Below are 22,842 nucleotides of genomic sequence, written 5' to 3' on the forward strand. Positions count from 1 at the left end.
GAGTGCCACGAATGTGTGTGAGCGGGAGACGGTTACCAGGGACGGCCGTGCAGGATGATGGTCTTTTCCTCGGTCATTTCCTCGACCGCGGACCGGACACCTTCCTTGCCGATGCCGCTGCCCTTGAGACCGCCGTACGGCATCAGGTCGGCGCGCCAGAGCGGCGTCCAGTTGATGTGGATGTTGCCGGCGTCGATCTGGCGCATCGCCCGAGTCGTCGCGCTGACGTCGGAGGTGAACAGTCCGGCGCCCAGGCCGTAGTCGTTGTCGTTGGCGAGGGCGATCGCGGATTCGATGTCGGGGGCGGAGGAGACGGCGACTGCGGGGCCGAACAATTCGTCGCGGCTGAACGGGGAGGTCGGGTCGACGCCGGCAACGACGGTGGGGGAGACGACGGCGCCGTCCCGGTCACCGCCGGTGAGGACCTTCGCACCGGCCAGAGCGGCCTCGGCGATGGCCGAATGCACTCGTGTCGCTTCGGTTTCCGAGATCAGTGAACCGAGCTTGGTGTCGGCGTTCGCGGGATCGCCGACGACGATGTCTTCGACCTTCGGGACCAGGGCGTCGAGGAAGTCGGCCTCCACACGTTCGTCGACGATCACGCGTTGCACGCTGATGCACACCTGACCGGCATTGATGTAGCCGCCGGCAGCGACCGCCGAGGCGGCGAGTTCGATGTCGGCGTCGGGGAGCACGATCACCGGGCAGGACGCGCCCAACTCCAAGGACAGCTTCTTGATTCCCGCGATGGAGGCCAACCTGGTGCCGGTCTGCGTGGAACCGGTGAACGACACCTTGCGCACCCGGGGGTCGGTGACCAGGACGTCACCGAGCGCGGAGCCCGGTCCGGTGAGCACCGACAGCGCTTCGGGCGCCAGGCCGGCGTCGACGAAGCACTCGGCGAGCTTCAGTGCGGTCAGCGGGGTGGTGCGGGCCGGCTTGAGTACCACCGCATTACCCGCGGCGAGTGCGGGAGCGATCTTGTGCAACACCAGCAGTGCCGGGTAGTTGAACGGGGTGATCGCCACGACGATGCCGCAGGGCTGGCGCAGGGTGAAGCCGACCTTCTCGAGGCCGGTGCCCGGGTTCGCGTCGAGCGGCAACGACGAGCCGTAGAGCTGGCTGCCTTCGAAGGCTGCCAGTCGGATGATGCTGCCCGACCGGCCCGCCTCACCCCGGGCTTCGCTGATCGGCTTGCCGGTCTCCGCGCTGATGGTCTGCGCGATGTCCTCGGCGCGCTGATCGGCCAGATCCGCAGCACGCATCAGAATCGCCGCTCGTTCGTGCGCGGGCATCGACCGCAACACCCGCGCCCCGACCTCGGCTCGATCGAGGGCCGCGGCGGCATCGGCGGCGGAGGCGACCGGCACCGTGTCGACCGCATGACCGTCGAACGGTGACCGGACGGTCTCCGTGCGGCCGTCTGCGGCGCCGCGCCATTCACCGGCGAGCAACATATCCATGTCAGGACTCCATACGTCGAGTTCGTCGTCACCCCTGCATGTGCCGAGGGGACATTGATTGCAAGTGAAACGTCTGTTGCCGAACCGGGCAGCGCACCAGCAGGACTGGTGGTGGCTATTCGGTTGGGAATCGAAAGGTCTGTGTCGATGGCAGTTCCGGACCCGCCGTGACTTGTATGAGGCTGGGCGTCGGCGACGCCCGGTTATCCGGTCAACGCGCGTGCTGTGACCGGTCGAGAGGGCTTCGTCGGCGCCGTTCCCTCGAGGGGAACGAACTGGGGCGCACGGGGGACCCGACTCGAACATCCCGTGCCTGTGAAGCGTTGCTCTTGCTCATGCAGCCAGTCTTGCTGTGATGCATGCCTCAATCAAGACGAAAAACCCATCAAATATCCCTCATTGCAGCTCATGGATGGGTGTGAGCGCTCGGGCGTAAAGCCGGCGGGAGGGGTAGCGGACGTGCGGCCGCCCGCGGGCCGTCACCGCTCACCGATCTCAGGTGAGTCCCCGTGCGAAGTATCCCGGCTGGACGATTCACCAGCCGTTTCGTCGAGAGTCGTCGTATCAAGCCGGGGTGAGGGGTGGGGGCCTGACGTTGCCCTCCATGGGCGCCGGGCTCAACGCGCTCGTGGGGCGATCGACCTCAATCATCATACAAAGGTCGACCTGCCTCCATCGGCACAAAGAGCGGAAAGGCGTATATCTGCTGGTTCTACCCGTGAATCGAGACGAAAAGTACGAAGAATCCCTGACGTGAGCTTGACCACACGCAATCTTTGTCATACATTTCTTTCATGTCGGAAACCACTCGCTCGAAGCAGCGCCTCTCTGATGTCGTCGCTCAGACCCTTCAGGACGAAATCCTGGGTCTTGCCGTCGGCGACCGGCTTCCGACGGAGGCCGAACTGGCCGAGCGTTTCGAGGTCAGCCGGACGGTGGTTCGGGAGGCGACGAGACTGCTCGTTCAGCGTGGCCTGGTCACGGTGAGCCCGGGGCGCGGGATGGCCGTGGCGGCGGTGGACGGCAGTGTGATCGCCGAACAGTACGGTCTTCTGCTCCGGCTCAGCGAGGGCTCCTTCGAACAGCTGATGGAGCTCAGGCTCGTTCTGGAACTCGAGATGGCCGCTCTTGCTGCCGCTCGGCGCACCGACGACCACCTGGCCGAGCTGACGCGACTCAATGAGCGTTTGAAGGCGGCGGACCCGTCGACATCGGAGTTCCTGGACGCGGACCTGGCCTTTCACGAGCAGATCGCGCAGGCGAGCGGGAACCCCTTCTTCCTCCTGGTCATGAGGCCGGTCAACGACTACCTCAGCGACTCCTACAGCGCAGGCACCGGGTACCCGTCCGAAGCCGGCCACACCGTCCAGGAACATCTCGAGATCGCCCAAGCGATCGCAGCAGGCGATCCAGCCCGGGCACGGTTCGCCGCGGAGAACCACCTCCGCCGAATCGTGCGCCACCGGGCCACGCTGACGTCCTCCCGTCAGAGGGAATGACCGACACCACGCGCTGACGGGGCGGATCGCCTCCTCCCGCCTTACCTACACGTACTCGATCACTCTGCGAAGTGATCGTGGCGGCCAAACATGCCTCGAAATCACCTTCCGGGGCGCTGCAGTGACCGCATATGCCTGCAGAACAACTCAACTCGTCCATTCTCGGTGACGCCGACGGGTGGTATACGCAGAAGGAACGACATGGCAATCGCACGGACCGCTTCGCAAAGGCGCGGAGTCGTAGTCGCCATCATTGGCGTGATTCTCCTGCTGACGGGCTGCTCGACAGCACCTTCGGATCGATCGGCAGTCGACCCGGCCGCACGGGAGGCGGCGGTGGAGAAAGCACAAGGCGGCGCGGCCGAACTCCTCGACGCAGGAATGCACGACAACCAGTGGACGGGACCGGAAAACAGCCCGCCGCCCCGGCCAGGCCTCAGGATCACCCTCATCCCGGAGCAAATGGCCTCGACCGGGTCGAGTCGACCGGCCAAGGCCATCGAATCGGAGGTCGAGAAGCTCGGCTGGGTACCGAAGATCTCCGACGGCCAGGGCAAGCCGGAGGTCCAGCTCAACGCACTGAACACGGCTGTGGACGAGAAGGTCGATGCCGTCATCCTCATCTTCGTCGACACCACCCGCGTCCAGTCCGCGCTCCAGCGTGCTCTCGCGGCGGGCGTCAAGGTGGTCACCCTCGGATCGCTGAAGAACACCCCCGACACGGTCCCGGATGTGTCCTTCGACTGGGTGCGTGCCGGAGAGTCGGTCGCGCAGTACGCGGTGTGGAAGAGCGGCGGCGATCTGGGCATGCTGCAGATGCGCAACGCCGACCTGTACATCGTGGTCAACGGCCAGTACAAAGGCTCGCAGGACTACCTCGACACCCCGGGGAACTGCCCGGGATGCGACGTCGTCACCCAGGACTGGAGTCTGGCGACCTTCGAAGATCCGACGATCGGCCCCGCCGCGCAAGCGGTGGCCACCAGACTGGCGAACCCCCAGCTCAACTGGGTCTCCTGCTTCGACTCCTGCCTCTTCCGCGTCAGCAACGGCCTCAACCGCGCAGGGTTCACCGACTCTGTTTCCGGCGCCGGCTTCGATTGCAACCCGGAGAACCTGGACATCATTCGCGCCGGGGGCGTGCAGAAGGTGTGCTTCGCCGACCCGCGAGAATGGTTGGCCTACGCGGCAATCGACAACGTCAACCGCATGACCAACGGCCTACCCGCATTCGACTTCACCGAATCCATCCCGGTCGCCTTGTTCGACAAGGACTCGCTGTCCCAGCTCCCGCCGGACCGGTCGGCCGAACTCGAAACCAAGGGATGGCAGGGCAACTTCGACTTCCGCGCGAAGTTCGAACAGCTGTGGGGGATCGGATAACACATGGTCACCGACCGAGAAACGAGAACCGCAATGACATCGAATGACTCGTCACCGGGTGTCGAAATCATCGGACTGTCAAAAGAATTCGGAGTAAACCGGGTTCTGGACGACGTGAATCTGGAATTTCGGCCGGGCTCGATCCACGCCCTGCTCGGCGCGAACGGATCCGGGAAGTCGACCCTGATCAAGCTGCTCGCCGGATACCACACCCCGACAACCGGAAGCATCCGCGTGCACGGGGAGGAACTGGCACTGCCCGCCGACCCCACGGTGCTGCACGACGCCGGGGTGCGCTTCGTCCACCAGGACCTCGGTCTGATCGAATCGATGTCGATCGCCGACAACCTGGCACTGGCCCTCGGTTACGAAAAGCGCGCCGCCACCATCGACTGGCGCCGCCAGCGCGCGACCTCGATCGCGGACCTGGCCGCGGTCGGACTCGACGACCTCGACCCCCGCACCCTGGTCGGTGCGCTCGGACCCGTACAGCAAACCCTCGTCGCGATGGCCCGAGCCCTGCGGGGACTGCAACCGGGGAAGGGTGTGCTCGTCCTCGACGAGCCCACGGCACGACTGCCCAACGCGCAGGTCGACGAACTGCTCAACCGCTGCAGGCTGCTGCGCGATCAGGGCATCGCCCTGATCTACGTCTCACACCGCCTCGACGAGGTGTTCGCGATGGCCGACCGGGTCTCGGTGCTGCGTGATGGCCGACTCGTCTTCGACGACGTCATCGCCGCCACCGACGACCAGCACCTGACGCAGATCATCACCGGCGGGGCCGCCACGAGCGACGCCGCCGACATCCCGGCACCTGCCCGGCGGGCCGTCGAACCGGGAACGGCGCCGAAACTGTCGTTGCGAGGGGTATGCGGAACGTTCGTGCAGGATGTCGATCTCGACCTCCGGCCGGGAGAGGTGCTGGCGGTCACGGGTCTGGTCGGTTCCGGCCGCAGCGAACTCGGTCGACTGATCTTCGGGTCCCAGGCCATCACCGCCGGCGAGGTCCGGCTGCACGGCCGGCAGCTGCACCGGATCTCGCCGAAACTCAGCATCGAACGCGGCATCGGATACGTCCCCCAGGACCGCAAGCAGAGCGCGATCCCGTCCTTCACGCTGGCGGACAACCTCTGCCTGGCGAGCCTGGACAAGCACATGAGCGGCGGCCGGTTGTCGAGCAGCAGCGAGCGGACGGTAACCGCGAGCGCGATCGAGCGCCTGGACGTACGGCCGGCCGACCCCGAACGTCTGCTCGGTGAGCTGTCCGGCGGAAACCAGCAGAAGATCGTCCTCGGCAAGTGGCTCGAACTCGACCTCGATGTCCTCATCCTGGACGAACCGACCTACGGCGTCGATGTCGGCGCCCGCAAGACGATCCTCGAGGCCGTCCTCGAACAGGTCGCCCGGCGTGAATTGTCTGTGCTGCTGCTGGACTCGGACATCGACTTGGTCGCCCGCTACGCCGACCGGGTGCTCGTGATGCGTCGTGGGCGTATCGCGACCGAACTCGTCGGCGCAGAGATCACCACCGAACGAATCGCCGCGGCGAGCTACGCGGTTCAGGACCTTTCCACGGCCTAGCGGCCATCATCGAATCTTGGAGTACACCATGACCGTTCAACGAGCGCCTGGTCGCCCGGCGGGAGCGTTCAAAAGGATTTTCACCGACTACGGAATCGTGATCGCCCTGATCGCGATTATCGGATTCTTCTCGGTGATGCGTCCCGATACCTTCCCGACCATCGCGAACTTCGGCTCGATCCTGCAGGCCAATGCGTCGATCATGTTCATCGCATTCGGACTGATGCTCCCGCTGATCGTCGGTCACTTCGACCTGTCGGTCGCCGCCATGGCCGGGTTCGGTGGCGTCCTGGCCACCGGGCTGATGTCCAACGGCACCGTCTCGCAGTGGCCACTGGCGGTGCTGATCGTCGTCGTCGTGGCCGTCGTCGTCGGGCTGATCAACGGATTCCTCGTCGCCTACCTGAACCTGAACGCACTTGTCGTCACCCTCGGCACGCAGTCCGTCCTCTTCGGTGCGATCCTGTGGTACTCGAAGGGCGCGGTCATCTACAGCGGAATCCCGCAGGCGTTCAAGGACCTGGGGCAGGACCGCCCCCTGGGGATCCCGCTGCCGTTCATCTTCGCCGTCGCCGTCGGCATCGTGCTCTGGTACGTGCTGTACTTCCGTCCGGTGGGCCGACGGCTCTACGCCATCGGCGGCAGCCGGGACGCCGCACGGTTGACCGGCATCAAGGTCGACCAGCTCACCGTCGGCGCGTTCGTCGGCGGCGCGGTCCTCGCGGCAATCGGAGGTGTCCTGCAGGTCGCCCAGGTCGGTTCGGCAGCACCGACGAGCGGCTCGGAATTCCTGCTCCCGGCCATCGCCGCCTGCTTCCTCGGTGAGACGTCGATCCGCCGCGGCTACTACAACGTCTGGGGAACCATGACCGCCGTCGTGCTCGTCGCGGCCGGCACCACCGGACTGTTCATGCTCGGCGCTCAAACCTGGGTGCAGCCGGTCTTCAACGGTGTCGTCCTGATCGGCGCGATCCTTGCGGCCAAGGTCGGCGTCCTCAAGACCCGGGCACGCAAAGCCCGCCCGCGCACCCCCACGGCCCCGCCCACGCCCACCGTGGCCGCGGCCGCGGCCGCGCACTAGAAACCGGCAAGGGAAACACCATGCGCGGATTGAACGGGAAAGTCGTGGCAGTGACCGGATCGGCGGGCGGCATCGGTGAGGCCGTGTGCGCCCGGCTGATCGACGAAGGCGCGAGCGTGTATGCGCTGGACCGAACGGTTTCACCGCTCGGCGAGTCGACGATCGTCGACATCACCGATCCGGACGCGATGGAGCAAGTCGCCACCCGCATCGCCGAACGTGAAGGCCGCATCGACGGACTGGTCGCCGCCGCCGGCGTCGTCGAAGACGACATCGCCGCCGAGGAGATGACCCTCGACGAGTGGGATCGCACCCTCGGGGTGAACCTGCGAGGGCTGTTCATCACGAACCAGGCCTTCGGCCGGCGGATGCTGGCGCAGAACTCCGGCGCCATCGTCAACATCTCCTCGATGAGCGGCAATCACGTGGTCAACGTCCCCCAGAAACAGTGCGCCTACAACGCCTCGAAGGCGGCGGCCACCGCACTGACCAAGTCGCTGGCCTCCGAATGGGCCGACCGCGGCGTCCGCGTCAACGCCGTCTCCCCGGGCTACGTCGCCACACCGCTGCTCGCCCGGAAGGCACACCAGTTCCGGCAATGGCTCGACGCCACCCCCCAGCAGCGGATGGCCGAACCCTCGGAGATCGCGGCCGCGGTGGCCTTCCTGCTCAGCGACGAGTCGGGCTACTTCTGCGGCAGCGAACTCGTCGCCGACGGCGGCTACAGCCTCCGCTGACCACCTGCGGCCTTCACACTTCCACCACAATAGAAACGAAACGGATCTCGACACCATGAACCTCATCGATCAGCACGCAGCAGTCCTGCCCGCCGACGCGGCGAATGCCACCCTCGTCGGTCGCGTCCACGACGACGCCATCGGCGGCCCGTGCATCGTCACCCTGCGCTCGGGTGCGGTGGTCGACATCACCGACGCCTTCCCGACCATGACCGACCTCCTCGAATCACCGGACCCGGTCAAGGCCGTCCGCAGCGCTGTCGGCACCCGCTCCTGGCCCATCGCCGACGTCCTCGCCAGCTCGCTCGCCGCCCGCACCAGCGCCCCGTATCTGCTCGCACCGGTCGACCTGTCGGTGCTCAAGGCCGCCGGGGTGACGTTCGCGACGTCACTGCTCGAACGGCTCATCGAAGAGCGCGCCGGCGGCGACCCCGAACAGGCCGACGCCATCCGCGGCGACTTCGAGCGGCTCATCGGCACGACCCTGTCCTCCATCGAACCCGGCAGCGAGGACGCGGCCCGGCTCAAGGAAGACCTCAAGGCCCGCGGCCAGTGGTCCCAGTACCTCGAGGTGGGGTTGGGACCGGACCCGGAGGTCTTCACCAAGGCGCCGGTCCTCTCGGCGGTCGGGTGCGGCTCCGAAATCGGTGTCGCGCAGGTCTCCTCGTGGAACAACCCGGAACCGGAAGTCGCCCTAGCGGTCACCTCCACCGGACGCATCGTGGGTGCGATGCTGGGCAACGACGTCAACCTCCGCGACGTCGAGGGCCGCTCGGCGCTGCTGCTGCCCAAGGCGAAGGACAACAACGCCTCGGCCTCGCTCGGACCGTTCATCAGGTTGCTCGACGAATCGTTCACCCTCGACGACGTCCGCGCCGCCGAGGTGCGCCTGCAGGTACTGGGGGAGGACGACGGTTTCGTTCTCGACGACGTGAGCTACATGCGCGAGATCTCCCGCGACATCAGCACCCTCGCCGAATACACCGTGGGCGACGCCCACCAGTACCCCGACGGGATCGTCCTCTACACCGGCACCCTGTTCTCCCCGACGCACGACCGCGGCGGCGAGGGCATGGGATTCACCCACCACATCGGCGACGTGGTGCGGATCTCGAGCCCGAAACTCGGCACCCTCGTCAACCGCGTCAACCACTCCGAGAAGGCGCAGCGCTGGGAGTTCGGACTGCGGTCGTTCATCGCCAACCTGCACGGGCGCGGACTGGTCGGAAAGGTCGGTGCCTGAGATGCGGATGGTGATCACCGACCACAATTTCGCCGGCGAGGACTTCGAACGCGCCGCCGCGAAAGAACTCGACGCCGACTTCGCCGTCTTTCACGCCACCACCGAGGCCGAGGCGATCGAGGCGGTCCGCGGCGCCGACGTCGCGCTGGTCAACTTCGCCCCCATGACCGCCGCTGCGCTCGCCGCGATGAACCCGAACGGGGTCGTCGTCCGCTACGGCATCGGCTTCGACAACGTCGACCTCGACGCCGCCACCCGGCTGGGGGTGCGGGTGTGCAATGTGCCGGACTACGGCGCCGACACCGTCGCCGATCATGCCGTCACCCTCACGCTCATGCTCCTGCGCAAAGTTGCCCAGTTCGACCGCGCACTGGCGGCCGGCGGCTGGCCGTCCGCGACCGAACTCGCCCCGATCCGCTCGACCAGCGAGACGACGGTAGGTTTGCTCGGCACCGGACGGATCGCGCTTGCCGTCGCAAAAAGGCTGCAGCCCTTCGGGTTCGACCTGATCGCCCACGACCCGTACGCGAACCCCGACGTCGCCGCCGACCACGGCATCACCCTCGTCGACCTCGACGAGCTGTTCCGACGGTCCCACGCGCTCTCGCTGCACGCCCCCGCCACCGCGGACACCCGCGGAATCGTCAACGCCGACAATCTCGCCAAGATGCCGTTCGGATCGTTCCTGGTCAACACCTCACGCGGCGCCCTGGTCGAGCAGGACGCCGTGCTCGACGCACTCGACTCCGGCGCGCTGGCCGGGGTCGGACTCGACGTCTTCCATCCGGAACCTCTGGCCCCCGACCACCGGCTGCGCGCGCACCCGAATGCCGTCCTCACCCCGCACGCCGCCTTCTACTCCGAACAGTCGCTGCGCGATCTCCAGCGCCTCGCCGCCGAGGAGGCGGCCCGGGCGATCCGGGGCGAGCCGCTGCGATGCCCGCTGAACTGACCACCCCCGAGCGAAAGGCGCATGCCATGACGATCACCACACTGAACAACTACATCGACGGCGGGTGGGTCCGGAGCGAGACGACCTTCAAGGCTCTCAACCCGGCCGACGAGAAGGTCATCGCCGAGGTCCCCGCCTCGACCGCCACCGATGTCGACGCCGCCGTCACCGCGGCCCGCCGCGCCTTCGCCGACTGGCGACACGTCAACCCGACCGTGCGAGCCCGCTACCTCCACACCATCGGCGACATCGTCAAGACCCGCGAACGTGAACTCGCCGAAGCGATCACAACCGAGATGGGTAAGACCATCGGTGAGGCGACCGGCGAGGTCGACAAACTCGCCAAGGCGTTCCACTTCTACGCCGAAGAGGCCACCCGGATCCACGGGGAAGTGATCCCCAACGATGTCGACGGCTTCGCCAGCATGGTCGTCCAGGAACCGATCGGCGTCATCGGGGCGATCACCCCATGGAACTACCCGCTCGAACTGGTCGGGTGGAAGCTCTGCGCCGCACTCGCGGCCGGCTGCACGATCGTGATCAAGCCGTCGCAGTACGCCTCGCTGTCACCGGCACTGCTGTTCGCCTGCATCGACGAAGCAGGACTGCCGGCCGGGGTGGCGAACCTGGTCCTCGGCGGGGGCGAGACGGGCCCGGCGGTGGCCGGTCATCCCGGATTCGACAAGCTGGCGTTCACCGGATCGACGGCGACTGGCGGCAAGATCGCCCGCGGCGTGCCCGCCGCGAAACCCCTGACGATGGAATTGGGCGGCTCGTGCCCGATGATCGTCACCGACCGGGCGGACATCGACGCCGCCGTCGCGGGCGCCGCGCGCCGCGGGTTCCGCAACGCCGGACAGATCTGCATCGCCATCAACCGCATCTACGTGCACGAAACGGTGTACTCCGAGTTCGTCGACCGACTCACCGCGAAGGTGTCCGAGCTGACCGTCGGTAACGGCATGGACCCCACGGTCGACGTCGGACCGATGGCGACCCGCGCCGGCCTCGACGTCGTCGACCAGCACGTGCGCGACGCCATCGCCCGAGGCGCCACCGTCACCACCGGCGGCACGCGGATCGAGACGCTCGCGCCCGGGAACTTCTACCAGCCGACGGTCATCGCCGGCTGCAACCCGCACATGCTCGTGATGCACGAGGAGACATTCGGCCCCGTAGTCGGCGTCATGCCCTTCAGCAACCTGAAGAACGCGGTAGACCTCGCCAACGGCACCGAGGCCGGTCTCGCGGCCTACCTCTACACCGGTGATCTCGCGCAGGCCCACGACCTCGGCCGGCTCCTCGATTTCGGCAATGTCGCCGTCAACAACGTCGACGCCGGAATCATGAACGCCCCCTACGGCGGCCGCAAGGGCAGCGGGTTCGGCGTCGAGCACGGCAAGGCCGGGTTGGAGGGGTACCTGCAGTACAAGCACCTCCGCATCCAGTACGGGACACGGTAATGACCGCCGCCGCGCGAGTGCACCTCGGCGTCGACATCGGGACCTCGTCCTGCAAGGTCGTCGCCGTGGACCACACCGGTGCGGTGATGACCACCGCCGTGCGTGAGTACCCGCTGTTCTCCGACCGTCACGGGTGGTCCGAACAGGACCCGCACGACTGGTGGGCGGCCACCGATGCCTGCATTCGAGAGGTCACCGCACAGCTGCCCCGCCGCGGTGACGAGATCGTCGCCATCGGATTGAGCGGGCAGATGCACGGCCTGGTGGCCCTCGACGACACCGGCACGGTCATCCGGCGCGCCATCCTCTGGAACGACCAGCGGTGCGAAGCCGAATGCGTCGCGATCACCGACACCGTGGGTGGCCCCCACGCGGTCCTCGACGCCACCGCCAACCGGCTCATCACCGGATTCACCGCAGGCAAGGTGGCCTGGCTACGCGACCACGAACCCGAGAACTTCGCCCGGACCCACCGAATCCTCAACCCGAAGGACTACCTGCGCCTACGGATGAACGGACAATTCGTCACGGACGTGTCCGAGGCGTCCGGAACAGGCCTGTTCGACGTCGCCAACCGCACGTGGTCCCCGGCGATGCTCGCGGCGGTCGGGGTGCGCGAGTCGATGCTCCCCGAGGTCGTCGAGTCCCCCGAACCCACCGGCACCCTGCTCCCGGACATCGCCCACGCCTGGAACCTGCGAGAGGACGTCCAGGTCTACGGCGGAGGCGGGGACGCGGTCGTCCAAACGGCCTCGATGGGCATCACCCGCCCCGGCGACATCGGAGTCACCCTCGGCACGGCCGGCATCGTCGCCGCGGTCTCACAATCGTGCCCGGACAACGTCACCGGCGCCGTGCAGGTGTCCTGCTACAACCAGCCCGGCTACTGGCACGTCATGGGAGTGTCCCTGTCCGCCGCCGGGGGACTGCAATGGCTCGCCGACGTCATCCACCAACTGCCGGGAGCACAGGACGTCAGCTTCACCGAACTCATCGACCTGGCCAAGAAGGTGCCCGTCGGCGCCGACGGCCTGCTGTTCCTGCCGTATCTGGCCGGCGAGCGATCCCCGCACTACGCCCCCTCGGCGAGCGGGGCCATGGTCGGGCTGACCCGCATGCACGGGCTCGGGCACCTCGTGCGCGCCGTGATCGAGGGCGCGCTGCTCAACATGCGGCAGATCCTCGAATCCTTCACCGAGTTGGGGATTCCGTGCGACCGGATCATCGCCTCCGGCGGAGCTACCCGCGACGGCTTCTGGCTGCAGACGATGGCCGACGTGTTCGACACCGAGGTCGTCACCATGACCGGCAGCAGCGAAGGCGGCGCGTACGGTGCCGCGATCGTCGCCGGGGTCGGGGCAGGCACCTGGGAATCCTTCGACGATGCCTACGGGCACCTGGAGGTGTCCTCGCGACATCTTCCCGGTCCCACCGAAGTCACCCGCTACACCCGGATCTTCGAGGGTTACCGAAACCTGTTCGGACACTTCACCGACGTGTTCTCCGACATCGACATCGCAAGGAAGACATGAGCACCACGCAGACGAAATTCACGGCAGTCGTCTTCGACCTCGACGGCACCCTGGTCGACAGCAGCGAGGACATCGCCGCGGCCATGAACGAGGCACTGTCCTCTCACGGTGATCACCGGGTCACCGTCCGGCAGGTCGCCGACGCACTCGGCGGCGGCCCCCGCGCACTCGTCGAACAGTGCCTGCGGGTCGCAGGCCTGCCCGTCACCGCACCGATCGTCGACGACGTCCTCCGGACCTACTCCGAGCGTTACCGCGCGAATCCGGCGAGAAAGACCCGCCTGATCGACACCGCCGCCGCAGTGCTCGCCGAGCTGGACGCCCGGGGCATCCAGCTCGGAGTATGCACAAACAAGCGGACACTGATCGCCCACGCGGTCCTCGATGCACTGGGGCTCGGGAAGATCATCGGGGCGGTCATCGGTTCCGACGCCACCGACGGGCCCAAGCCCGATCCCCGGCATCTCACCGACACCATCGCCGCCCTCGGCGCCCCCTCGACAGTGCTCTACGTCGGTGACACCGACATCGACCGCGACACCGCGGCGGCCGCAGGCATCCGCTACGCCCATGTGAGCTGGGGACACCCCGATATCGACGCCGACTTCCGGCTCGACTCGTTCGACGACCTGCTCGCCCTCATCTGACCCACCCGAAAGGAACTCCTCCACATGTACACGACCGAAACCCCCCAGGACGCGGCGAAATACGCCGTCGGCCGGGCCGCGGTGGAGCGCTACGCGCACGACGGCGCCCAACTCGGACTCGGCTCCGGAACGACGTCCGCATGGTTCGTGCGGGCCCTCGGAGAGAAGGTCGCCGACGGCCTCGACGTCGTCGGTGTCCCCACCTCCACCGCAACCCGCGACCTGGCCTTGTCGGTCGGTATCACCCTCGTCGATCTCAACGACCTCGACCGCCCACTCGATGTGACGCTGGACGGGCCCGACGAGGTCGACCACGACGGAGACATGATCAAGGGTGGCGGCGCCTGCCTGCTGTGGGAACGCATGGTCGCCGAGGCCTCGTCGAAGATGGTGTGCATCGCAGACGACACCAAACTGGTCGAGCAGCTCGGCTCCTTCCCGCTTCCGATCGAGGTCATCCCGTTCGGGTGGAAGGCGACTCGGAGATCGATCTCCGCACTGCTGACCGACCTCGGTTACACCGACATCGAGATCATTCAGCGACACCGGAACGGGCAGCCCGTGGTCACCGACAGCGGCAACTTCATCCTCGACGCCCATATGGTCGCGATCACCGACAAGGCCCTGCTCGACACGAACCTCAACTGGATCGCCGGCGTCGTCGAGAACGGGCTGTTCACCGGAATCGCCCACGAAATCCTCATCGCTTCCCCAGACGGGGCGGCGAAACTCATCGAACTGCCGCACCGGAATGCCGCCAGGATCCCGGAGTGGCGCAAATGAGAGGAACCGGTACAGACATGGACCTGGACAACGTGCTGGGACAGGCGGCAGCCGCCACGGCCGAGTTTGCCCGTCAAACCCCACAGCAGCGGTACGCGCAACTGGTAGAAATCGCGAACCGTCTCGACGCCGCAGCCGACGAGCTGGTACCCGTCGCGATGGAAGAAACGCACCTCCCGGAGCCCCGCCTGCGGGGCGAGCTCGCCCGGACCACGATGCAACTGCGCCTGTTCGCCGAACAAGCACAGACCGGCGAGTTCCTCGACGTCCGCATCGACGACTCCGATCCGGACTTCGGTTCCGGACCGAGGCCGAACCTCCGCCGCATGCGAATCCCGATCGGCGTCGTCCTCAACTTCGCCGCGAGCAACTTCCCGTTCGCCTTCTCGGTTGCGGGAGGCGATACCGCGTCGGCGCTGGCCGCCGGGTGCCCGGTGGTCGTGAAAGCCCACGAAGGGCACCCGAAACTCAGTGAGCTCACCGGGAGACTTGTCTCCGCAGCACTCGTCGATGCCGGAGCCCCGGCCGGAGCCTTCCACGTCATCGAGGGCCGTGACGCCGGCATCGACGCGCTCCGCGACGAACGCGTCGACGCGGCAACCTTCACCGGATCGGTGCGCGGAGGATTGTTCCTGGCCGGCATCGCGGCCGACCGACCGCGACCCATCCCGTTCTACGGAGAGCTGGGAAGCATCAACCCGGTGTTCGTCAGCCAGGCCGCAATCGACGAGCGTGGACAGGCGATCGCCGAGGGATTCGTGGACTCCTTCACCCTCGGCAGCGGCCAGTTCTGCACCAAGCCGGGCATCGTGTTCCTGCCCGCCGGCCACGGCCTGGACGACATCCTCACCGAGCGTATCGGCGGAAAACGCACCGGCGCACTACTTACCGACTCCATCACATCCGGCTTCGCCGACCGGCTCCAGGAGATCGGCGACCAGATCGGCGGACGGATGCTCGTCGAACCGACAACGGTCGATGGCTGCCATCAGCCCGCACTCCTGTCCATCGACTACCCCACCTTCGTCGAGCACGCGGACAACGTGCTCACCGAGGCTTTCGGCCCGTTCTCGATAATCGTCGAGTACACCGACGTCAAGCAGCTCACCGACGCCGCCAGTCGCCTGCACGGCTCGCTCACCATCACCCTGCACGCAGAAGAAGCCGACGCGGACACACTCGACGACCTCCTCCGCCTGGCCGAGACACGAACCGGGCGAATCCTCCTCAACGAGTGGCCGACCGGAGTATCGGTCACACCCGCACAGCACCACGGCGGACCCTTCCCCTCGACGACATCACCACTACACACCGCGGTCGGAACCGCAGCCGTCGAGCGATTCCTCCGCCCCGTCGCCTTCCAGAACTACTTCGACTCCTGGCTCCCCGAACCACTGCGGGACGCCAACCCCTGGAACATTCCCCAAAAACGGTCGCCGGCAGGACAATCGCAGGTCTGGGGGCGGGGCTGAAACGCTGAGGCATCAGGGGGGAACGGCGTTGTAGCGCTACAACGTTGTGGCGCTACAACATCGGACACACAGGGTATCTCCGGCGTGCAATAGCCACCGATGACAGCCCTCGCCTGCCATCGGTTCCACCTGGGCTGGTGCCGCATGTCTACGAAATCGCATCCGAATGCGAATTGCCGTCAGGAGGATTCCGGCGGTGTGCAGGGCATGGAGAGCGGCCTGAGTAAGGAATGAGTAAGGAAATGGAGGTTGGCGTCATGCATCTCAGTCAGGTCCGTGCTTGGGCCACCGGGTTCAGGGACCGCATCCACGCTGAGCGGGGGCGCCGTAAGGATGCGCCAGCGCTCGTCGACGGTGGACACGCTAGAGACGTCCAGTTGCAGCCTGCCCCGCTATGCGTGCGGCCCCCTTCGCGTCCGGGTATCGGCTGGACACATATGTTGCCCCATGGTTCGTCGCCTGCGATGAAGTGCTCCAGGTTGCAACTGTCATCCCTCGTAGGCGCGGCGGGTGCGGTGCTCGTTGTGGGATTCTCGGCCCACGCGGAGTATCAGTCTCTCTTGCTCGGAGACTACGACTAACCAGACGAAGTTGCGCTGCTGATCACGAATACAATGTTGCCATTGTGGTAGGAAATACTCTGCTCCAATGGTTTACGTGCTCGATTCTCTTTCTGGTCGTGGGCATCGGCCTCGGGGGTGAATCCGTGGTTCGGCCGGCTCCCTCGGCTCGGTGATTGCGCCTGCAAGGACTCTAACGGCAACAGCACTGCCGTCCTGGCGATCATCGCGACATTCGGCGGCAAGGCGGTTGGGGCGATCACCCGCCAGCAGATAGCCGACTGGGTACAGCGGATGGTTGCTGCGGGTAAGTCGCCCTCCACGGTGCGGCACGCCTACTTCGTCGTGCGGATGGTGCCGGCGCAGGCCGTGGTGGACGTTGTCGACGACCCAGACATGGCGGCGTGGAACTCCCTGCCTTGGCGCTGAATCCGAACGCGCGACCCAAGCCCGGCACCCTGGGGGTAGAGCGGACCATCATCACCGTGGAAGGCGCGTTGGCGTACGACACCCCCGAGACCAAGGGGAGCCGGCGGAGGGTGCCGCTGAGCCCCGCAACCGTCGCGGTGTTGCGAGACAACCTCGCCGCACACCCGAGGCGGGGCGAACCCACCGCGCCCCTGTTCCCGGCGATGCGGCTTGTCGCGCAGAAACCCACGGGCCGACGCGCCACCGATGAGAACGGGAAACGCATCGTCCCCAAGGCTGAAGACGCCCTGGCCGCGCTCACAGTTGACGAAGCAGAAGCGCGGTTGACACTGGACTGGGTCAACCCGCTACTGCGTGATTCTGTCCATCACAGGAGTCTGCCTTCCGGTACCGACAAGTCGGTGTGTACGCCGCCCGTGTGCCGGGGTGGTGCGGCCGCGAACAAGAAGAGTCCTGGCCGCTGAGTCGCTGGCCAGGGACTTAGTGGAGTGGGTGGAAGGGTGTTCACCTATGGCGAGCAATGATGCAGGCCTTGGTAGCTCCGCGAACTGACTGTCCGGTAATCACGCTTAAGAGGGCTTCCACTCACGCCTCCTTATCGTCGTCGCGGCTGCCGAACCGGCCCTCATCTCGCATAGTTCCCAATGACCCTCATGAGCCGCCGACGAGGCTGAGCTGGCAGGGGAGTGGACTGCCTCACCGTAAGTGTCCGCACGGGAGGATCTGCACACCTCCGGCTGAGGAGCTTGCAGGGTGCTGCCGGTCTGTGGGATGAGTGAAGCAAATAACACGTGCGCAGCCTCTCCAGTGAAACCGCTGTACTTTTTGGCAGCGCTACACGCACGTCGCCGACCGACGAGCACGCTAGCGGCCGACCTCGGTGCTCTGGTTCCTGCACTGTCGGGTCACGCGGCGCTAAGTCTTTCGTGGTAGACGGTCCGAGTTATGTCCGGGTACAGGGTGTTTCGAGGAAATGCGCATTACCCGTCTCTGGCCGTTCCGTGTGCGTGGGTGGCCGTGTGGTGGTGGGCCGGGTTCGTGCCATCGCCGGTCTGCTTCGGTGGTGCCACCCCAGACGCCGTAGGGTTCGCCGACGGTGATCGCGTGGGTGTGGCATTCGCGTTGCACAGGGCAGGTGGCGCAGACGGCTTTCGCCTGCCGTTCGCGACGGATGCGCGCGCCGCGGCCTTCGTCGTCGTGGGCGAAGAACAGTTCGGTGCCGGTGTTCCGGCACTGAGCGTGCATCTGCCAGTCCCAGAGCTGGGTACAGGGCTGGGGTAGGTGCGGCGTCAGGCTGAGCGATGGCATCGTCCCGCTCCACTTCGTTTAGCTCGAGGTCAGTTCGGGAAGTAGCTGCTCAGAGTGCCGGTCAGGCCGAGTAGTTCGACGGTGGAGGCACCCTCGGCGATCTGTTCGCGGAACTTGGTTTCCTTGTCCTCGCGGGCCTGGGCGAGCTCGAGGGCGGATTCGACCTCACCGGCGCGGACAACGACCAGGCCGTCGCGGTCGCCGACGATGATGTCGCCGTTGTGGACGGTGGTGCCCGCGATGTCGACGGGTTGGCCGATGTTGCCCTTGTAGGCCTTGGTCGTGCCCCGGATCGACAGGCCCTTGGCGAAGAGCGGGAACTTCATGTCGATGATCTCCTCGGCGTCGCGGACCGCGCCGTGGATGACCAGGCCGGCTATCCCGGCCTTTTGCGCTGCGGCGGTGAGGACGTCACCCCAGGCTCCGGCGTCGAGGAAGCCGCGCGCGTCGGCGACGAGGATGTCGCCGGGGCGGGCGTGCTGAAGGGCGGCGTGCAGCATCAGGTTGTCGGCGGGACCGGCGTCCACTGTGAGCGCGGGACCGGCAAGCTTCATCGACGGGTCGATCGGCTTGATCACGGCACCGATGGAGCCACGTTGCCCCTGGGCCTCGTAGATGGTGGCGGCACCGAGCTCGCGGAGGCGGGCGAGTTGCTCGCCGGTGGGTCGAGTGCTCATGGTGTTCTCCTGTTTCTGCGCGGTTGTGTCGCCGCGATGGTGGTGCGGTCTGCCGAAGATGTTGCGGCTCTGCAGATGTGAGGTGTGACCGGCGGACTGCGGCCCGGCGGTCAGGGGTGGAGCGTCGGTTTCATGGAGGCGCCCCGGTGCTGCGCGGTCGGCGCGGGTCACCGGCGCCGGAGGGCGAGGGCTTCCTCCGTTGCCGGGTGCGGTGGCACCTGGTAACGGATCCGACAAAAAAGTACAGTATCAGAACAATCTCTGTCATCATAGGGATTCGATCAGGTAGTTGACGGGCCGTTGCCGGACTATCGCTCATATTTTGTACTCACTCTGAGGTAGGAGAAGACCATGAAGTTGGCGATCATCGGATGTGGTGAAGTGGGCCGCCTGTATGCCCGGGCCGCGGCGGAGTCCTGTGATGTCGTTCTCTGCGATGCGTATCCGTCACCGGCTGCGCGTGAGCTGGCGATCGAGCTGGGCTTAACGCTTCATGAGCGTGTGGGCGACTGGCTCGCCGGCGTGGACCGGGTGTGGTCGTGTGTGACCGGCGACGTCGCCGCGGCGGTGGCCGAGCAATCCGGAGCCTTCCTGTCGCCGGAGGCAATGTTCGTCGACCTGAGTACCGCCACCCCGGCCGACAAGCGGTTCTCGGCGGACTTCCTGCGCGGCAGGGGGATCGAGTATGCGGATGCGGTAATCATGGGCGCCATCGGCATGACGGGCCTGCGCACGTCCCTGCTGGTCTCCGGGGACGCCGCCGAGGCGGCGGTGGCCGACTTCGCCACGATTGGGGCACCGTCGCGGGCGCTGGAGAACGCCCGGCCCGGGGATGCGGCGGCACTGAAGCTGCTGCGCACCGTGCTGACCAAGGGGATCGAGGCGCTGGCGGTCGAGTGCCTCGTGTCGGCGGAGAAGCAGGGCGTGCGCGAGGAGCTCTACCGGGTGCTCGGCGACATCGACACCCAGGGATTTACCGCCTTCCTCGATGCGGTGGTGCGCAGTCACCTCCTGCACGCCGAGCGCCGCGCGCACGAGGTCGAACGCGCCGTCGCCCAACTCGATCAGGCAAACCTGCCCTCGTCGGTACTTGCGGGCACGCGCACCCTCTACGAGCGCACTGTCCACTCCCTCGCCGCCCACCCGCCCGGCCCGGACGCCGCGGCATCCATCGATTCCGCACTCGCGTGGCTACTGAGCGTGTCCGAGACTGACACCCCCGCCGTGGTCTGAGCCCATCTCCGCGCGCACCGTCTGCCCTCTGGCCGACCCCGGCTGTGGGCCCGGGGTCGGCCAGAGGCGTCCTCCGCGCACCCCGCCGCCCGATCGGTGACAATTTAAGGAACAAAAACACAGGTATGACCGACTAAACACGGCAGTATTGCCAATATTGTTCTCAGATTGTATGTTCGTTACAGATCGAGTGTGGCGCGCAACACAGCAACCTGATGCGGCTCGTCACGATGGCAGAGTCCAGCCCCACGGGATGAACGCCCGCTCTCGACTTCCCAGCAGCTTGTACGAAGGAGTTCACCAATGTCCCGTGACCTGGACGCGCCCGAGATCGGCGCCTACCGCAGCGCGGTGATCCGCAAGATCAAGATGCGGGTGCTGCCGTTTCTGGTGGTGCTCTACATCATGGCGTTCATCGACCGCGCCAACGTCGGCTATGCCGCCCTGGAGATGAACGCCGACCTCGGAATCACCAAGGCGCAGTTCGGGCTCGCCGCGGGATTGTTCTCTATCGGGTACTTCCTGTTCGAGGTGCCGAGCAACATGCTGATGCGTAAGGTCGGCGCCCGCAAGTGGATCGCCCGCATTCTCTTCAGCTGGGGCGCCGTAGCCGTCCTGACTGGCTTCGTACATGACTTCACCCAATTAGCCATCGCCCGAACGGTTCTCGGCATCGCGGAAGCCGGCTTCTTCCCCTGCGTGCTTCTGTACCTGACGTTGTGGTTCCCCGAACGGGAACGCGCCCGCGTCGTCGCCCAGTTCATGATCGCCCTGCCGGTGGCCACCCTCATCGCGGGCCCACTGTCCGGGATGATCCTCGACCACGTGCACTGGTTCGGCGTCGAGAGCTGGCGCTGGGTGTTCATCCTCGAAGGCATCCCCGCTGTCATGCTCGGCTTCGTCACCCTGTTCGTCCTGGTCGACGGCCCGCACAAGGCCAAGTGGCTCACCCGCGACGAAGCGGACTGGCTGACCGAGACCATCGACGCCGAGAACCGGGCCAAGGCCGCCGCCCACGGCCAGGTGTCGTTCCTGCGCAGCCTGGCCGGGATCCGCACCCTGTCGCTGTCGTTCATCTACTACAGCAAGTCCGTCGCGATCTACGTCCTCGCCTTCTTCACCCCCAGCATCGTCGCCGGCCTCGGTGACAAGCTCAGCAACACCTCCGTCGGGTTCATCACCGCCCTCCCGTACGCCGCCGCCGCGATCTTCATGGTCTGGTGGGCCCGGCACTCGGACCGAAACGGTGAACGCCGTTGGCACGTCGGGATTCCGCTGCTCGTCGCCGCCGCCGGCCTGGTCTCGATGGTCTTCGTCCAGGACAGCCTGTGGTTCTCGGTGATCCTGCTGGTCGTCATCACCGTCGCCGTCTACGCCACCTACGGACCGTTCTGGGCGCTGCCCTCGTTGTTCCTGACCGGACCCGCCGCGGCCGTCGGCCTGGCCTCGATCAACTCGCTCGCCAACCTCGGCGGCTTCGTCGGCCCCTTCGGCTTCGGCGCCCTCGAAACCGCCACCGGCGGCATCTACTGGGGCCTGTCCATCGTCGCAGCCATGCTCGTCATCGCCGCGGGCCTGGTCACCCGGCTCCGGTTCGTCCGAGAGGCCGAGGCCAAGGCCCGCGAACTCGCGGCCACCGACGCCGCCCGGGAGTTATCCGACAAGGACGACGTCCGCGTCTCCTAACCACCCTCACCAATCCGCACTGGGCGGGCTCGCCTCGGCGAGCCCGCCCAGACCCATCAGGAACAGTACGATCGAAGTACAATCTGACTAATCGCAGCGGTCTACAGCACCCGGTGCAGCGGTCCGGACGCCCGTCGCACCGGGGGACAACGCACACAGAGGAGACACCCGATGGCTCAATCGAGTTCGATGGTCTACGAACTGGTCCGGAGCCGAATCATGGCCGGACACTACGCGCCGGGCGCGCACCTCACCGAGGGGCAGCTCTGCGAGGAACTCGATGTCAGCCGCACCCCTGTCCGGGCCGCGCTCCGCCGCCTCACCGAGGAAGGACTGATCCAGACCGAGCCACATCGCGGTGCGTTCGTCGCGCAATGGACCCGCTCGGACGTCGACGAGGTCTTCGAACTGCGCTGCATCCTCGAATCCCGCGGCGCGGGCCTGGCCGCCGCACGCCGATCCGCGGACGAGTGCGCAGAGTTGCGCAAGTCCGTCGACGAAATGGCGAAGATCGCCGAAGCGAAGAAGTCCACCTACAAAGACGATCTCCACCACAACAACCGAGAGTTCCACCTGCTCGTCCTCTCGGCCGCACGCTCACCTCGCCTGTACAAGATCGCCGAGCAACTCGCCTACACCTCAGTCACCCTCGGCACCTACTTCTACTACTCCGACACCGACATCGCCCGCAGCATCCAGTTCCACCGCGACATCACCGACGCCATCACCGCACAGAACCGCACCGTCGCCGAATCCCTCATGTCCGCCCACATCGGCGTCGGACACGTCGCCTTCGACGCCGGACGCTTCGGACAATCACACCCGGACGACTGAGACAGCGGAGCCCCTGTCTAGTTGAAGGACGGACACTCGAAGGTCCGCATCTACACCAGCCTCTGGGGCGTGCCCCTTCGTAAAAACGCTGATAGGTGCATTCCGATACCGGCCCATCGGACGCTCCTGACCAGGCGCATAGATGTCGTCCGCTGACAATTTCCCGAGCGCGGCGAGAAGTGGGACGCAAATGACGTGATGTCCTGTGTCAGCGAATCGTCCTTGATGTGTGCGCCCTGACCTGCGGTAAGGAAATTTGATTGGCAAACCGAGTGC

The 22,842-nt window shown here is 66.3% G+C and carries 20 protein-coding genes; 17 read left to right on the forward strand and 3 right to left on the reverse strand.

Annotated elements, in window-relative coordinates:
• Positions 1-32: 32 nt before the first annotated feature.
• Complete coding sequence (locus CJ177_RS29285; protein ID WP_025432003.1) at positions 33-1,463, reverse strand: aldehyde dehydrogenase family protein; 1,431 nt, start codon at positions 1,461-1,463, stop codon at positions 33-35.
• Positions 1,464-2,257: 794 nt separating this feature from the next.
• Here CJ177_RS29285 and CJ177_RS29290 point away from each other — a divergent pair.
• From CJ177_RS29290 to CJ177_RS48445, 14 genes are all read left to right on the forward strand, one after another.
• The gene (locus CJ177_RS29290) at positions 2,258-2,962 is read left to right on the forward strand and encodes a FadR/GntR family transcriptional regulator (RefSeq protein ID WP_095869213.1); all 705 of its coding nucleotides are present in this window, start codon (positions 2,258-2,260) and stop codon (positions 2,960-2,962) included.
• A gap of 336 nt (positions 2,963-3,298) precedes the next feature.
• Positions 3,299-4,345 (forward strand): substrate-binding domain-containing protein, encoded by a 1,047-nt coding sequence (locus CJ177_RS29295; protein WP_257014721.1) that lies wholly within the window; start codon positions 3,299-3,301, stop codon positions 4,343-4,345.
• A 33-nt stretch (positions 4,346-4,378) separates the two neighbouring features.
• Complete coding sequence (locus tag CJ177_RS29300) at positions 4,379-5,929, forward strand: sugar ABC transporter ATP-binding protein (protein ID WP_257014722.1); 1,551 nt, start codon at positions 4,379-4,381, stop codon at positions 5,927-5,929.
• A gap of 28 nt (positions 5,930-5,957) precedes the next feature.
• Positions 5,958-7,010, forward strand: coding sequence for an ABC transporter permease (locus tag CJ177_RS29305; RefSeq protein ID WP_095869215.1), 1,053 nt, complete (start codon positions 5,958-5,960; stop codon positions 7,008-7,010).
• Between the two features lie 20 nt (positions 7,011-7,030).
• Positions 7,031-7,747, forward strand: coding sequence for an SDR family NAD(P)-dependent oxidoreductase (locus CJ177_RS29310; protein ID WP_095869216.1), 717 nt, complete (start codon positions 7,031-7,033; stop codon positions 7,745-7,747).
• Positions 7,748-7,802: 55 nt separating this feature from the next.
• Positions 7,803-8,990: a fumarylacetoacetate hydrolase family protein gene (locus tag CJ177_RS29315; RefSeq protein WP_005243473.1), complete on the forward strand. Its 1,188-nt coding sequence runs from the start codon at positions 7,803-7,805 to the stop codon at positions 8,988-8,990.
• 1 nt (position 8,991) lies between these two features.
• The gene (locus tag CJ177_RS29320) at positions 8,992-9,942 is read left to right on the forward strand and encodes a C-terminal binding protein (protein WP_061698028.1); all 951 of its coding nucleotides are present in this window, start codon (positions 8,992-8,994) and stop codon (positions 9,940-9,942) included.
• 26 nt (positions 9,943-9,968) lie between these two features.
• Positions 9,969-11,405, forward strand: coding sequence for an aldehyde dehydrogenase (locus CJ177_RS29325; protein WP_231913981.1), 1,437 nt, complete (start codon positions 9,969-9,971; stop codon positions 11,403-11,405).
• The gene (gene xylB / locus CJ177_RS29330) at positions 11,405-12,937 is read left to right on the forward strand and encodes a xylulokinase (protein ID WP_061697979.1); all 1,533 of its coding nucleotides are present in this window, start codon (positions 11,405-11,407) and stop codon (positions 12,935-12,937) included. The genes CJ177_RS29325 and xylB overlap by 1 nt, the downstream gene beginning before the upstream one ends.
• Positions 12,934-13,584 carry an HAD family hydrolase gene (locus CJ177_RS29335; protein ID WP_061697980.1) on the forward strand — a complete coding sequence of 217 codons (651 nt, stop codon included), beginning with the start codon at positions 12,934-12,936 and terminating at the stop codon, positions 13,582-13,584. The genes xylB and CJ177_RS29335 overlap by 4 nt, the downstream gene beginning before the upstream one ends.
• A 24-nt stretch (positions 13,585-13,608) precedes the next feature.
• The gene (gene rpiA / locus CJ177_RS29340; RefSeq protein ID WP_025432007.1) at positions 13,609-14,367 is read left to right on the forward strand and encodes a ribose-5-phosphate isomerase RpiA; all 759 of its coding nucleotides are present in this window, start codon (positions 13,609-13,611) and stop codon (positions 14,365-14,367) included.
• Positions 14,368-14,384: 17 nt separating this feature from the next.
• Complete coding sequence (locus tag CJ177_RS29345; RefSeq protein WP_257014723.1) at positions 14,385-15,839, forward strand: aldehyde dehydrogenase (NADP(+)); 1,455 nt, start codon at positions 14,385-14,387, stop codon at positions 15,837-15,839.
• 698 nt (positions 15,840-16,537) lie between these two features.
• Complete coding sequence (locus CJ177_RS48440) at positions 16,538-16,828, forward strand: hypothetical protein (protein WP_005243463.1); 291 nt, start codon at positions 16,538-16,540, stop codon at positions 16,826-16,828.
• Complete coding sequence (locus CJ177_RS48445; RefSeq protein WP_231913984.1) at positions 16,804-17,292, forward strand: hypothetical protein; 489 nt, start codon at positions 16,804-16,806, stop codon at positions 17,290-17,292. The genes CJ177_RS48440 and CJ177_RS48445 overlap by 25 nt, the downstream gene beginning before the upstream one ends.
• 451 nt (positions 17,293-17,743) lie before the next feature.
• Here the strand turns inward: CJ177_RS48445 and CJ177_RS29360 are convergent, their stop codons facing one another.
• Together CJ177_RS29360 and CJ177_RS29365 are read right to left on the reverse strand one after the other, a co-directional pair.
• Positions 17,744-18,136: a WhiB family transcriptional regulator gene (locus tag CJ177_RS29360; RefSeq protein ID WP_095869218.1), complete on the reverse strand. Its 393-nt coding sequence runs from the start codon at positions 18,134-18,136 to the stop codon at positions 17,744-17,746.
• Positions 18,137-18,165: 29 nt separating this feature from the next.
• Positions 18,166-18,813 (reverse strand): 4-carboxy-4-hydroxy-2-oxoadipate aldolase/oxaloacetate decarboxylase, encoded by a 648-nt coding sequence (locus CJ177_RS29365; protein ID WP_095869252.1) that lies wholly within the window; start codon positions 18,811-18,813, stop codon positions 18,166-18,168.
• Between the two features lie 351 nt (positions 18,814-19,164).
• Here CJ177_RS29365 and CJ177_RS29370 point away from each other — a divergent pair, with 351 nt between their 5' ends.
• The 3 genes from CJ177_RS29370 to CJ177_RS29380 all read left to right on the forward strand — a co-directional run bounded on the left by CJ177_RS29370 (position 19,165) and on the right by CJ177_RS29380 (position 22,566).
• Positions 19,165-20,046 (forward strand): DUF1932 domain-containing protein, encoded by an 882-nt coding sequence (locus tag CJ177_RS29370; protein WP_061697984.1) that lies wholly within the window; start codon positions 19,165-19,167, stop codon positions 20,044-20,046.
• 303 nt (positions 20,047-20,349) lie between these two features.
• On the forward strand, positions 20,350-21,732 hold the full coding sequence (locus CJ177_RS29375) for an MFS transporter (protein ID WP_061697985.1): 1,383 nt from the start codon (positions 20,350-20,352) through the stop codon (positions 21,730-21,732).
• Positions 21,733-21,903: 171 nt separating this feature from the next.
• The gene (locus tag CJ177_RS29380; protein ID WP_061697986.1) at positions 21,904-22,566 is read left to right on the forward strand and encodes a GntR family transcriptional regulator; all 663 of its coding nucleotides are present in this window, start codon (positions 21,904-21,906) and stop codon (positions 22,564-22,566) included.
• The last annotated feature ends 276 nt before the right edge of the window (positions 22,567-22,842 follow it).

The sequence above is a fragment of the Rhodococcus sp. ACPA1 genome (assembly GCF_002300195.1).
Lineage (GTDB): Bacteria > Actinomycetota > Actinomycetes > Mycobacteriales > Mycobacteriaceae > Rhodococcus_F > Rhodococcus_F opacus.